General features: G+C 63.0%; 9 protein-coding genes. 6 read left to right on the top strand and 3 right to left on the bottom strand.

The window, feature by feature from the left end; all coding sequences use genetic code 11:
* Positions 1-4 precede the first annotated feature (4 nt).
* Positions 5-1,015, top strand: a complete 1,011-nt coding sequence (locus tag P9L99_10985; GenBank protein MDP8223875.1) for a lysylphosphatidylglycerol synthase transmembrane domain-containing protein — start codon at positions 5-7, stop codon at positions 1,013-1,015.
* A gap of 7 nt (positions 1,016-1,022) precedes the next feature.
* Here the strand turns inward: P9L99_10985 and P9L99_10980 are convergent, their stop codons facing one another.
* Together P9L99_10980 and P9L99_10975 are read right to left on the bottom strand one after the other, a co-directional pair.
* Positions 1,023-1,472, bottom strand: coding sequence for a Rid family hydrolase (locus tag P9L99_10980; protein MDP8223874.1), 450 nt, complete (start codon positions 1,470-1,472; stop codon positions 1,023-1,025).
* 103 nt (positions 1,473-1,575) lie between these two features.
* Positions 1,576-2,382 (bottom strand): MBL fold metallo-hydrolase, encoded by an 807-nt coding sequence (locus P9L99_10975; protein MDP8223873.1) that lies wholly within the window; start codon positions 2,380-2,382, stop codon positions 1,576-1,578.
* Between the two features lie 217 nt (positions 2,383-2,599).
* Between P9L99_10975 and P9L99_10970 the strand changes: the two genes are divergently transcribed.
* Entirely contained in the window at positions 2,600-3,907 is a 1,308-nt protein-coding gene (locus P9L99_10970; GenBank protein ID MDP8223872.1) for a hypothetical protein, read from the top strand.
* Positions 3,901-6,852, top strand: a complete 2,952-nt coding sequence (locus tag P9L99_10965; protein MDP8223871.1) for a hypothetical protein — start codon at positions 3,901-3,903, stop codon at positions 6,850-6,852. The genes P9L99_10970 and P9L99_10965 overlap by 7 nt, the downstream gene beginning before the upstream one ends.
* A 13-nt stretch (positions 6,853-6,865) precedes the next feature.
* On the opposite strand, the gene P9L99_10960 is transcribed toward P9L99_10965, so the two are convergent.
* On the bottom strand, positions 6,866-7,873 hold the full coding sequence (locus P9L99_10960; GenBank protein ID MDP8223870.1) for a hypothetical protein: 1,008 nt from the start codon (positions 7,871-7,873) through the stop codon (positions 6,866-6,868).
* A 184-nt stretch (positions 7,874-8,057) separates the two neighbouring features.
* On the opposite strand from P9L99_10960, the gene P9L99_10955 reads away from it, so the two are divergent.
* The 3 genes from P9L99_10955 (at position 8,058) to P9L99_10945 (ending at position 12,767) form a co-directional block, all read left to right on the top strand.
* Positions 8,058-8,546 carry a hypothetical protein gene (locus P9L99_10955; protein ID MDP8223869.1) on the top strand — a complete coding sequence of 163 codons (489 nt, stop codon included), beginning with the start codon at positions 8,058-8,060 and terminating at the stop codon, positions 8,544-8,546.
* A 76-nt stretch (positions 8,547-8,622) separates the two neighbouring features.
* A complete protein-coding gene (locus P9L99_10950; protein MDP8223868.1) occupies positions 8,623-9,702 on the top strand; it encodes a hypothetical protein in 1,080 nt (359 codons plus the stop codon).
* Positions 9,699-12,767 (top strand): hypothetical protein, encoded by a 3,069-nt coding sequence (locus P9L99_10945; GenBank protein ID MDP8223867.1) that lies wholly within the window; start codon positions 9,699-9,701, stop codon positions 12,765-12,767. The genes P9L99_10950 and P9L99_10945 overlap by 4 nt, the downstream gene beginning before the upstream one ends.

Genomic DNA, 12,767 nt, shown 5'->3' with positions numbered 1-12,767 from the left:
CGAAATGACCGATCCAGCCGCCGCACTCGATCCGCGCCCAAAGGCGTGGCGCATCTTATGGCTGGGTCTGTCGACGGCCCTGCTTTTGGGCGCGGTGTTCTTCTTCGTGCCCGTGGGCGACATCCTCAGCCGCCTGCGGCAATTGCGGTTGGAAACGATCCTTGCGGCGCTGGCGCTTTCGACCTTTTTCAATGCCTTGGTGTACGCCGACCGCTGGCGTATGGCCCTGCGCCACCTGGATATCACACCGCGCCTGGGTACGATCGTCCGCGTATTTGTGGCGACCGGACCCTTCCGCTTGTTGCTGCCCAATCAAACCGGCGAATTAGCCGCCGGCGCGATGCTCGCGGGCTATGCCGACATCCCGATTGGCCCGACCATCAGCACCCAGATCTACAACAAATACTTGACCTTGTTGGCCACCTTTCTCCTGCTGGCCGTCGGCGTACTGGCCGGCGCGCCCACGCATCTGAATTTTCTGCGTTGGGTCGCCGGCTTCACCATTGCCGTTTTAGGGGCCTTCTTTGTTCTGGAAACCAAGTGGGGCCGCCGCCTGTTTATCGGCATCGCCAAAGAATTCGGTCGCACGCCGGGGCGCGTGATGCTGGCCCTGCTCTCGGCGTTTGAACGCTTGTCGCCCCTGGCCAAACTCAAGCTGCTGGCGTACACGATTGTCTTCCAGGCTTCGGAAATCGTGGTGTGCTACCTGCTGTTTCGGGATCTAGGTATTGAACTGCCGCTCGGGCAGCTTATCGCTTACGTGCAGTTGATGATCCTCGCCGCCGCCCTGCCGATTTCCTTTGCGGGCACCGGCACGCGCGAGGGCGTGGCGTTGCTGCTGCTTGCGCCGGTGGCGGGCAGGGATGTCGCTGTGGCGGCGGGTTTGGCGTATTCCTTTTTCGAGTACTTGTGGCCGCTGCTCATGGGCTTGCCGCTCACCGCGGGCGTGGGCATGAAAGTCTTCCACAAAGCGATGGGTCGACTGCAGGCCTGGCGGAGCGGGGCCGAGGAATAGCGCGCGGCTATTTTTCGGCGTCGCTTTCGTAGATGGCGATGGCTTCCATTTCAATCAGCAAATCCGAGCGGCACAATTTCGCTTCAATACCGGTGCTGGCCGGGTACTGCTGCAAGCCGATTTCCTGGAAAAATTCGGTGCGAATCCGGCTGACGTCTTGGTAGTCGCGGTCGATATCGCGGTGGTAGAAGGTCGTGCGCACCACATCGTGCCAGGTCGCGTTTTCGCGAGCGAGCAGCGCGGTGACATTCTCCAACATGCGCTTGGTTTGCGCCTCAATGTCGCCCATGTGAATCGTGTCGCCCTTTTCGTCGACACTCGCCGTGCCCGAGATAAGCAGCACTGTCACGCCCTTGATGTCGAGGCGAAAGGCGCGCGAAAAGGGAACGGGATCGCTGTACTGATAGGCTTCGTTCAAAACTTTCGGCTCGCTGACCGGTCGCCGTTTAATCGTCATTCTGATCCTCCAATCTCAAACCGCTAGGAATACTAAAAAACCGCCGTACCTAAAGTCAAGGAAAACAGTCGTTTTTCGCATTTCGATAGTCCGAGCGAAATCCTCAAGAACCGTGTAACGGGACGCCGAAGGAAAACCGCGATCCCGCCGCCAGCGGTCGCGTCCGATCGGGCATCACCGCCAAAAATGCTTCCAAACCGCTTGCGCCGGTACAGTGGCCGACGACCCATTCCGATACCGGCCACGCGGCGAATTCCCGCACGAGACGCTCCACCTTACCGGGCTCGTAACCACCGATATGCGTGCCGCCCACGAAGGCGCGAACCCGCTCGACCCCCGTCACTTCGCATACATAGGCGATGGTCTCGCTGACCCCGGCATGCGCGCAGCCGGAAACAATCACCAACCCCTCGTCCAGAATGATCGCCAGCGCCTGCTCCTCCGGCGCCGCGGTGGAACCGCCCGGCGCGCGCGGGATCGGCCCGGTGATCAGAAGGCGGTCGGTGAACCGGTGCGGCTTGTCCAATTCGCGCAACTGAGCGCCGTAGCCCGACGCGGCTTCGGTTGAGTACTGAATGCCCCGCGACCCGGTGCCGTGCAGGCGCGGCGATAGATCCGGCACGAACGCACCGCTTCCGTAAAATACGGGCAAAGGCTTCGTTTGTTGTGACAAAACCGCCAAGCCGCCACCCGTGTGGTCGTAATGGCCGTGTGAAAAAACTAGCGCGTCGAGATCGCTCAGGTCGACGCCAAGTCGAGCGGCGTTGAGGGGCAGGGCTTCACCCTGGCCGGTGTCGAAAAGCAAGCGGCGGCCGTCGGCCTCGATCAGCGCGGCAAAGCCGTGCTCGGGCAGCAAGCCGGAGCCCGGCGCGGCGTTATTGTCCACGAGGATCGTGATATCGCATTTCATTCTGCCGCCGATCGGTAAGGCCCCGTTTTTTCGGGGGCATTTCATGGGTCGAAAGTGTTTCATTATTGCCGAACGGACCGCCACTGACAAACTTGTATTGGCGCTCGGCATCGAATTAAGAATGATTCCTGTTTTGTTGCTTAAGCGCTTCGCGGCACGGTACAATGCGCGCCAAGATGTTGCGGCGCCGCTGCAACGAAGGCATAAAAGGAAATCGATGGGGGAAAGTTCGCACATCCGACGCACGCACCTGATTGTCTGGCCGCTGGCTTTGGCGGCTTATTTTGTGGTGCTTTCGCGTTTTGTCTACATTGCCTGGCTCGACCTTGAGGCGTTGCTGCGCAACCTGTTTCACGTCTACGCCGCGAGAGAGGCTTGGATACCCTACGCGCGATTTTTTGCCCTTTGGGGTGCGCTGCCGCTTTCGACGCTTTTCTTCGCCGGCTTGGCGTTTCGCGTGCTGGCCCGCCGTTACCATCACCCCAACCCGGTGACCGGCCTTTCCACGCGGGCGAAAACGTTGTTGTTTTTCTTAGTTTTTACGCCCTTTGCGGGGTTTGCGGCTGCGTTCGCCTCGTCGCTTTCGGTGTGGGTGGCGATCGAGGCGTTTTGGTGGATCGAGTGGTACGACAACATTCACCCGGCGATGGAGTGGATTCTGATTTACGCGCCGTTGCTGGTATGGCCCGGGCTGCTGGTGGCCGGAATCGTTGCGTTTCGCGTGGCCGTCGCCGCCCCGCGGGAGCGTAAGCCTTCGCCGCTGTGGCGGGTGAGTCGCGCGCTGCTGGTCCTCGTCCCGGCGCTCGGCCTCATCGTGTTCGGCGCCGCCGGATCGCTCCATGTTTCGCGCGTCGCTGCCAAGCCGGGTTTGGGAGTGTTTTCGCAACGATGCGGAGCCTGCCACGAGCGCAGCCGCGCCTTGTACCTCATCAAAACGCCGGTGGAGTGGGGGCGCACCCTGACGCGCATGCGGGAGTTCGAAAAAGCGCCGATCAGCCGGCAAGAGGGCGAGGACGTCGCAAGTTTTTTGACCGGCATGCGCTCTTTCAGCGACTCGTGGACCTTCCGCACGCGATGCCGGCGCTGCCACACCGGTGCGCCCAGCGGGTGGGAGAAACGCCGGCCCGAAGACTGGTCCGCGATTGCCGCCCGCCTCGCGCGTTGGTCGCCGTACTACTACCGCCACGACGTTCGCGGGCAGGTCGCGGCGTACCTGGCCGAGGCAAAAAGCGACCCCGCCGCGACCCTCGGATTGAGCGCTGAGGACTACCAGCGCTTTCACGATTTCGCGCAATTTTGCGGCGCGTGCCACACAATGAGTCGCCAGTCGACGCACTATGTGTCGCAAAACGACGCTGATTTGCGACGTCTTGTGGCCAGAATGACGCAAAAAACGGCCGCCGCGCCACCAAATGACATAGATTTTTTTGTCAAAACGTACCGTGATTTGCTTGGCGACCGCTCCGTCTACCGGCGATTGTTCCCCCATGACGAGCCGGTGCTCGAGGGGGGGCTGCCGTGGTGAGGCGGGTCTTATTTTTCGTAATGGCCCTCGCGCTGGCGGCGTGCGGTTCGACGCCCGGGCGGTCGGATTTCTCGATTTCGTCGAAGTTCGATCCCTTCGTTTGGACGATGCAGGTGGACAACGTCCGGCCGGGATTCGATATCCGCCCGACCGACACGTGGTCGTTCGATTACAACCTCACAGTCGACTTCAGCGCCTACGACGAACGCTTCGGGCGCTTCACCGAACTGATTGTCGCGGCGTACGGCGAATTGCGCTTCGACCAAGAAGGCAACTACCGCGCCGGGTCGTCGTCCTACGCGGTGGCGTCCAATCTGGCCACGACCGGCCTGCCCATCGAGCGTTTTGAGGGCTGGCCGCTCCTGCGCTTGGTGCACGGCAAGGACGGCAGCCCCTTTGAGGCGGTGCAGACCTTCGAACTCGACGGTCGTCCGCGCGGGCGTCACACGGTGGCGGGCACGCTTGCGGTGGACCTGCCGCGAGACGCTCCGCTGGGCTATTACGAGCCGACCGTGCTGGTGTTCGTGCGCGTGGAGGGTGTGGCGGACCCGGTGCAGCTCAAGATGTTCGGCAACGATTGGAACGAGGAGGTCGGTTCCGTGTTGCCGCTGGTCAAGGTGGGAGAAGCGGCCACGCCGCGGCTGCCGTGGACGATTTTTGGGCAAGCCCAACAAATGGGACGCAGCGGCGCGTTGCCGGAACAGGACCGCGACCACGTGGCGCTGGTCGGTCGAGTGGGTTTCACGACGGACTTGATTCTGCGCCCCGATCACTATGAGCTTTCGCCGGGCTTCCCCACGATTTTCCCGCACGATTCGATTGCCCCGCTCGATGGCGGCGGCGCGGTCGTGCCGGATCGGTTGCCGCACTATTTCGACATGCGTCGGGGTGAGGTCACGGTCACCGTAAACGGGCCCGCGGGTTTCGCCGAACTGGGAACGCGGCGCATGGTTGGTGAGGACAAGAGTGGGCCGCGACTGGAGGGCGAGGCGTTCTCCGTCGACTTGCGGCAGACCGGCCGCTACGAAATCGAGATGAGCGGTTACCTCCTCGACCGCCAAGGCCGGCGTTTTGAGGGCGGCGGCAAATATATCGTGTTCAGCGCCTTGCCGCTGACCTTCAGCACGTCCTGCAAACCGGGCACGAGTTTTTTAGTCGGCGGCGCGTACCCGGCGAAGGTGAATCTGAATCCGCCGGCCCCGGCGGAGGTGGAAGTCGAGATCGAATACTACCCGAACTCCGAAGTTGATCGGCGTCGGGTTTGGAGCGCGCGCGGTCAGGCCAGCCGCTTCGGACACTTCGTACCGCACGGGCAGGAAAATCTTGTGTTCGACGAGCCGGGCGAGTACCGCAGTGTCGTGCGGGCCCAAATGCGCGATCCACGGGGCCGATTGTGGATGGGGCAGCAGGTTTCGGCGGGCGTCATCGCGCCGCTGGAACCGGTGTTGCACCTGCACGGCACGCGCAGTTTTCCGTACGGGCACCGCATTAACCAACCCTATTTCGGCGCGCAAAAGCGATTCCGCGACCGGCAGGATTTGACGACTTCCTTCTTCCCGAATTACACGCCCTCGATGTTGCCCGATTCCTATGCGCCGTACGACGGGCGCGACACGCTGTTTATTCCCTCGAACGGTTTCAACGAGAGCCTGGTCGAGCCGCACTTATCGATGTCGCTAAGCGATGCCGACTACGCCGCATGGCTGCAGGACGCGGCCGCGTTCCGATCCTTCGCAGTGCCGCCATCGCATCAACCCGCGGCCGGTCCCTGGCAGTACCTCGGCAAAGTGGTGAAGGTTTCCAGCGATAGTTTCTCGTGGTTCCCGGCCGACGCGGCCCATCGCGACGAACTGCCGATCGTGCCCGTGGGCAATGGGCGCTGGAACCCTTACGCCTACCAGGACAGCGCCGTCGTGCAGGCCTATACCTACCTGGGCGTGATCCGCCCCGGTTTTCCGGTGATGACTTCCGTGCACCAAACCGACGCTATCGGCCTATATTGGCTGGCCAGCCCCAATCGTTTCGGTTTCCATTACAACACGAGCCGCAACGGCGACCTGCCCGGCGACATGTGCCGTATCCAGGCCGGAGCCGTGCTGCTGGACCGGCGCACGGGGCGCAATCTTTACGACGCCTACGCGGCGGCCATCGTCGTGGCCCCCAGCAAGGGAGCGGCGACGTCGATTTCACCGCCGGGCGAACGTCCGCTGGCGCAGATCAACGGTCGCGAGCAGTTCGTGTTCCTCGGTATCGACACCCACGATGCAATGGAAGTGGGCGAGACGATCGCCCTGGGCGGCATGGTGTTTCCGGCCGTCGAGGCGGACGTGACGTGGATGGTCACCAAGCCCTCCGGTGAAAAGGTGAAAGTGTTTACGCGCACCAACCGCCTGGGACTCGGGCGCGGCAAGCCCTTAATCCCCGCCGACGAGCCGGGAATCTACCGTGTCGATGTGGACGTGCGTTACGGCGAGTTGCGCGGCGATGTCGTGGGCACGTCGCGCGGCAGCTACTGGCATTGCGCCGTGCCGCGAGAAAACCTGCCGCTCATTTCGACTTCGTTGCCGCCGAGTTTGAAGATCGACCCCGCCGCGGGCTTGCGGGTGCCGCTTTCCTGGCCGTCGCATTTGCGCGAGGTCAAGTTGCATTTCGGAGTGATGATGCCCGGCCAGGTGCTCGATGAGGGCGTGGTGGAAACCGCGTCGGGCGGCTGGGAGTATTCTTTCGAGCCGCTGCAATGGGCGGTGCAGTTCCCGAACTTCGACGTGCGCAATTTCGGCAGCGGCGAACTGGAAATGGCCGATACGGTCGTCATGCAGTTCTTCTTGGAGGCGATCGACGGCGGCGAACCCGTGTACGACTCGCTGCGCCTGGTGGTGCGCGGCAACACCTTCTACAACTACGAGGCCATGGCCGAGGGCCGTCCGGGCGGTTCGCACCCCTAAGTTGCCGCTTGTTTCAATTCTTTGGCGACGGCACGGCGAAAACGAACCAGTCCACATCGCCTTCATCCTCCTTGAGTTCGAGCGTGTGAAATTGCGGCTCGTCGAGTTGCAGGGGCGTGGCGTTCACGGCGTCGTCGTCGGGTTCGTAGGTGTCGGGCATGGCGGCCGGTTGCGCCGACGCGGTCGCGAAATTGCCGCGGCTGAGAACGATTCCGTAGTGGCCCACCCTTTCCCGGTCGCCCGCGACGCGCAAATAGTAGGTTTCGCCGGGTCGCATCGAGTAGGCGAGGCGCGGGTAGAACAGATCAACATCCGGCTCGTCATTGACCGCGAGCCATCGCCGCGTGTCACCTGCGGCGTAGAGTTCCAACACCGGGTCGATGGCGCGGCCCTCTCCGGGATAGAAGGTGTTGATAAAAACCAGCGGCATTGCGGCGTTCGTTTCGGGGAAGTAGAGCGAGCCGATCCAGGCTTGGCTGGGTTGCTCGATCGCTTCGCGCATGCCGACTTCGACGTACCGGTAGCGGTACGTGCCGTAGGGGTCTGAAGCGAAGTACTCGGCGTGGCTACCGTCTTTGGATTCGACGCGAATGCGCGACACCCAATACAACCCGGCGGGCGGCGGTTTGGGCAGAGAGTCGAGCACGACGCGCCACTCGCTTTCCCAGTCCGTGCCGTCGTTGCTGTTATCGATCAACGCAAGATCGCGGTAGGTCGTCGTGGGGGCCGTCACATCGGCGACGACGCTGCGAATTCCCGCACCACTGCCATCGGCAAGGGCGACGTCGAGAAAGGCATGGTCCTGGGAGGCGTACTTTAAGAGCCAGGAGCCAATCACCGCCGGTGCGCGATGGGGCGGCGTGAAGGACTTCTTTTTTCGGACCTCGCCGTCGTCGGTGTGGTTGGCGGGAATGAGTGAAGGGGCGCTTCGCTCGTTGACCCGGCCCAACCACACGAAAAACACACCGACGACCGCTGCGGCGACGAGCAGGGCGATATGTCGGGCGAGCGTGTGTTTCACGTTCGTTTGCTCCGGTCGGTTTTCGTCATGACGCGGTCTTCGGCCTTTTGCCTCGGTAGTGATTCTATGAACCCGGAGCCGCGAACGTCAAACAACGAAATTTTTGCGTGACCGCTTGATGGCGGTGTGGTAAAAAAAATTACGAAAAGAGTGCGGAAACAATAATCGAGAAGTGGAAACGAAAATGGCAAAACATGGGATAATTATTCTGACGGCTTTGCTTGTTGTCGGTCTCTGCCTTTCCGCATGCGGTAGCAAGCAGCAGGAAGCTTCGCCGGAAAATCCGGCCGAGCAACCCCTTCGCCCCAATGGCCAAGCCGCGATTCCCGTTGTCGACCCCGGCCTGCCGACCGATAGCACGCCGGCGGAGGTGACACCCTTCGTCGATGAAAAAAAAGGGCCGGAGAAGCCGGATGGCGATGCCGAGTTGGATAAAGAAATCGAGATCGGCGCGCCTTTCACGGCGGCTTCATTCTGCGAGTTCGTCATCACGCATCAGTGCACGAATTTCGAAGAATTCAAAGGCGAGCTCGCCACGTGCAGCAAGCAGGTGAATGCCTGCAAGGGCATGGCGGGCTTCTTGGAATGCGTCAACGCGAAGATCGAGAAGAAGGTCGGTTGCGGCGACCTCGGCGACATCTACGACAAGTGTTACGCGGAGAAGTGTAAGTAAGCGCGTTCAATACCACGACCTCAAATGAGACAATGACTCGTTTCCCAATCCGAGGTGCGTTTCGTATACTGCGGCTGTGAATCAGGCGCCGAAAAAACAAGAGACAATTACGTATTCGGCCATTGCGAATTTACCGGCGCTGGCTGCGGCGCTGGCGCTCGCCTACGCGGTCTTCGTTCCCTTCGCATACCACTTAGCGCTGCTGGCCTGCCGCGCGATTTTCCCATGGTTCATTTGGTATGACGCCTATTTCGTGATCGCCGAAGTGGCGCTGGAGGGCGGTTTCGTTGCGGCGGCCGTGTTCCCCACGATGGTCTCCTTCTGCGCGGTCCGGTGGTTGATCGGCCGCTTCATGCCGCAAGCACGGCGCGCGCGCCCGGTGCGTCATCGAGTTTGGCGCGGTTTGCGAATGGCGTTGTGGATCTCGATCGGCATCCCGGCGGCGCTGCTGTTTGCGGCGCTTTTTGTATGGGACGCCGCGGCGTTCGGCAATCCGCTGCCCACCGCCGATGCCCGCTTGCAGGCCGAGCGCTGCAGCGGTTGTCACAGCGCCAATCGACCCTTTCATTATCTCAAGACGCCGGAGCAGTGGGCGGTGACGGTCGAACGCATGCGGGCGGTAAACGGCGCGCCGGTGTCCCAAGAGGAGGCTGCGCGTCTGGCCGCGTTTCTCGGCCGGCGAGCCTCGTATTCCGACGCCTGGCTGTTTCGCGCCAAGTGTTTGCGCTGCCACGCGCAAAAGGAACTGGCGGCGCGGAATTTCACGACCGAGGAGTGGTCGCTGGTGATTGACCGACTGGCCAACGTCAATCAGTTTGCGTTTCGCGCCGATTGGCGGGCTCAGCTCGCCAAGTACGCCGACGAGCATCTCGCCGTACAACCGCCGGTCGATCCGGAGCAGCGACGTCGGTGGAACGAGAATGTTTTGTTCCAGCAACGTTGCGGCGCGTGTCACTCGCTGGCCTTCGGGCTGCAGCCGACGGATGCGAAGGAAGCGCCGCCTGCCTTGGTGGAGCGCATGCGCAAGAAAGCCCCCGCGATCATCACCGCCGATGAAACGCTCGCCTTGACCGCCGCGTTGGAGCACTACCTGACGCAGTCGCCCCCGCAGCGGAGCGCGTTCCCGCACGACCAAGCCGTGGAGGTGAACTGGTGAAGCGGTGGCTTGTCGTGTTGGCGGTTCTGGCTTTCGTCGCGGGGTGCGGCGGGGAAGACGCCGGCTTGACCTTCGACGTGGGTGTGGAGGGCACCTTCTACCCTTGGAGCGGTACGGTGCGGCTCGATTCGCTGGCGATCGAACCCGGCGCGGAGTGGGTCGCGGATTTCGACTTATCGGCAGACCTGCGCCGGCTGAAGGATTTTCGCGAATACGTCGAGAGCGTCGCGGTGGTCATCGTCGGCGAGCCGGTGTTCGACGCGGCCGGCACGCCCGTGGGGCTGACGGCCACGGCGGTTTCGTCCGTGTTTACCACGGCGGGCATACCGCTCTCCTACTACGAAGGCACGTTGCCGGTGCGCGCCTTCGGCAATCGCCGGGGCAGCCCTTTCGAAGGTGTGATGGAGTTTCCGGCCGCGACCGGTCGCACGCGGCTGCGGGGGCGAATGAGTGTGCCGCTGCCGGCGGATATCGCGCCGGGTTACTACCGGCCGCACGTGGAAATATTCGTGCGCTTGCGCGGTGCCGATGCGCCGATTGACGTGGGGCATCTGCCCTTCCAGTTGAATCAGTGGCTCGACAACAACGCCGACGTCGCCGGCGCGGCGGGCGGGTGGATGAAACTGCTGGGCGAGCGTCCCGACGAGCCTTACGAGTTCATGTACGACCCGCAGGTCTTGCCGGAAATCAAAGTGGGCTCGCCCCAAGCGCCGCACGCGGCGTGGACGATTTTTCACGACGTGGACGCATACGGGCAGTCCGGCTTGCTGCCGCGGGAGGACGCAGCGCGGCTCGGCTTGCTCAATCGCGTGCGCTTCCCGACGCCCTATTTGCTGCGCCCGGGTCGCTACCGGGTGAACCCGGGTTTGCCGACGCTCTTTCCCGAATCCGGGTTGGCCGACTTGTTTATCGGCGACGATACGGTGCCGACGATGATCCGCAATTATCTCGACTTTCAACGTGGCGAGGCGAGTGCCGTGCTGACCGGCCCCGATGGGCGGCGGGTCGATTTGGGGACGCGGGCCTTTGCCGGGCGCAACGACGCGGGTCCGCTGCTCGCGGGGGGTGGCTTTGACGTGTCGTTGGGCCGCACCGGGCGCTATCGGCTGGAACTGACCGGCACGATGGTTGATCTTTTCGGGCGCGCTTACGAGGGGGGCGGGACGTACGAATTCACCGTGGCGCTGCCGCTGACGTTTTCGACGCCGGTCAAGCCGGGCACGAACTACTTGACCGGATCGCGCTATCCGGCGGCGGCGAAGGTCAATCCGCCGGTGCCTGCCGACGTGACGATCGAGGTCGATTTCTTTCCGAATTCCGATCCGGCGCGGGCGCGGCACGCCACGTTTACCGGCCGCGCGAACCAGTTCGGCCATTTCGCCGCGGCGGGCACACCGATGGTGTTCGATGAGCCGGGCGAGTATCGCTCGCTGCTGACGACGCGCTTTGTCGATCCGGCCGGAAACTTATGGTACGGGGCGCAGACTTCCGCCGGGGTGGTCGCCCCGCGCGATAAGGCCGACTCGGAGGTGTGCCTGCACGGCGGCCGCACTTACCTGGCGCCGCCGGACCCGGCCAAGCCCCATTACGGCGGGTTGGAACGCTTCGCCCAGGGCACCGAGGGCGGGTCGTCGGTGTTCGAGCCCGAAACGCTTTGCCAATACGATTACATCTTCCCCTACCACAGCGGCGACACGTTGTTTGTGTCCACGACCTATCCCTTCGAAACCGTCGTGGGCATCGTGCTGTCGATGGAGGCGAAAACGCGGGAGCTGGCCGAACGCCTGGTGGACGCCTACAACCCCGACGGACGGCAGTCACTGTTTCCGATTACCCCGAAGCACCGGCGGCCGATCTTCCTGCCGGACGTCTTCAAGTTTTCCGAGGACAACTTCGGCTACTACCGCATGTCGGTGGAGGGCGCGGACCACCTGCCGATTTTGTGGGCGAACGGGCGCGGGCTCTCGCCCTTCCTGTACCGCGAGGACAACGAAATCGAGGCGTACACCTACTTGTCGGTGATTCGGCCGGGCTTCCCCGTGTTGTCGCTGGCCTTTGCGGGCTCGTTCCAAGGGCCGTGTTGGATTGTCTCGCCGAATACTTACGGCGGGCAGATCAACGCCGGCCCGAACGGCGATTTGCCGGGCGACCTGTACCGCATCATGGCAGGGCTGGTGGTCAAGGATAAGAAAACGGGCCGTAACTATTACGACGCGTACGCGGCGACGGTCGTGGCCACGCCGCCGGGCACGTGGAACAACGCCGTGGCGGCGCCGGGCGAGCAGACGATCTACTGGCAAAACGGCCGCGAGCAGTATTTCTTCATCGGCCTGGACACGTCCGACAGCTTCACGGTGGGCGAGAAAATGCTGGTGGCCGGTACGGTGATGCCGCCGGTGGAGGCCGACGTGCATTTCACGATCACCAAGCCGGACGGCGCGATTGAAGAATTGGCGGGGCGGTCCAACCGTCTGGGCGGCTTCCTGCCGTCGCGGGCGATCGACATCGAGCAACCCGGCGTGTACCGCGTGAAGGCGCACATCGAGCGGCAGGGCGCGGGGGGCGACGTGGCGGGCACCGGCGACGGTGAGTTCCATCATTTCGCCATTCCGGCCGACGCCAAGCCGTTTTTGGATATTGACCTGCCTTTCAGCTCCGGCGTTGCCCCAGGCGGCGCGGCGATGGTGCCGCTGCGCTGGCCGACCGACTTGGAGGCGGTGAAGCTGCATTGGTCGATCATGATGCCCGGCGCGGTGATCGACGAGGGTTCGCGGGCGATTGACGGGGACGGTTATTCGTTCCGGATCGTGCCGCGGGAATTGGCGGCGCAGTATCCGTACATCGACGTGGCGCACTACGGCGACGGTCGCAGCATTGCGGTGGATACCATCGTCGTGGTGCTGCTGCTCGAGGCCGAGCGCGGCGGCCAAAAGGTGTGGGACATGGCGCGGATCATCCTGCGCGGCACGTCGCTGTACAACATGCGGGCCGTCACACAAGGCGACGGCGCGATGCCGCACGCCCCCGGTGGCATGCCACACGGCGCACCGCACCCATCGAAGTGA

The organism is Candidatus Lernaella stagnicola (genome assembly GCA_030765525.1).
Taxonomy (GTDB): Bacteria; Lernaellota; Lernaellaia; order Lernaellales; family Lernaellaceae; genus Lernaella; species Lernaella stagnicola.
The sequence above is the reverse complement of the archived record's forward strand: the minus strand, read 5'-3'. Positions and strand labels throughout refer to the sequence as shown.

Bases quoted from the DNA above. Each gene is read 5' to 3' on its own strand.
- P9L99_10985 (MDP8223875.1), top strand. From the start codon at position 5: ATGACCGATCCAGCCGCCGCACTCGATCCGCGCCCAAAGGCGTGGCGC.
- P9L99_10980 (MDP8223874.1), bottom strand. From the start codon at position 1,472: ATGACGATTAAACGGCGACCGGTCAGCGAGCCGAAAGTTTTGAACGAA.
- P9L99_10975 (MDP8223873.1), bottom strand. From the start codon at position 2,382: ATGAAATGCGATATCACGATCCTCGTGGACAATAACGCCGCGCCGGGC.
- P9L99_10970 (MDP8223872.1), top strand. From the start codon at position 2,600: ATGGGGGAAAGTTCGCACATCCGACGCACGCACCTGATTGTCTGGCCG.
- P9L99_10955 (MDP8223869.1), top strand. From the start codon at position 8,058: ATGGCAAAACATGGGATAATTATTCTGACGGCTTTGCTTGTTGTCGGT.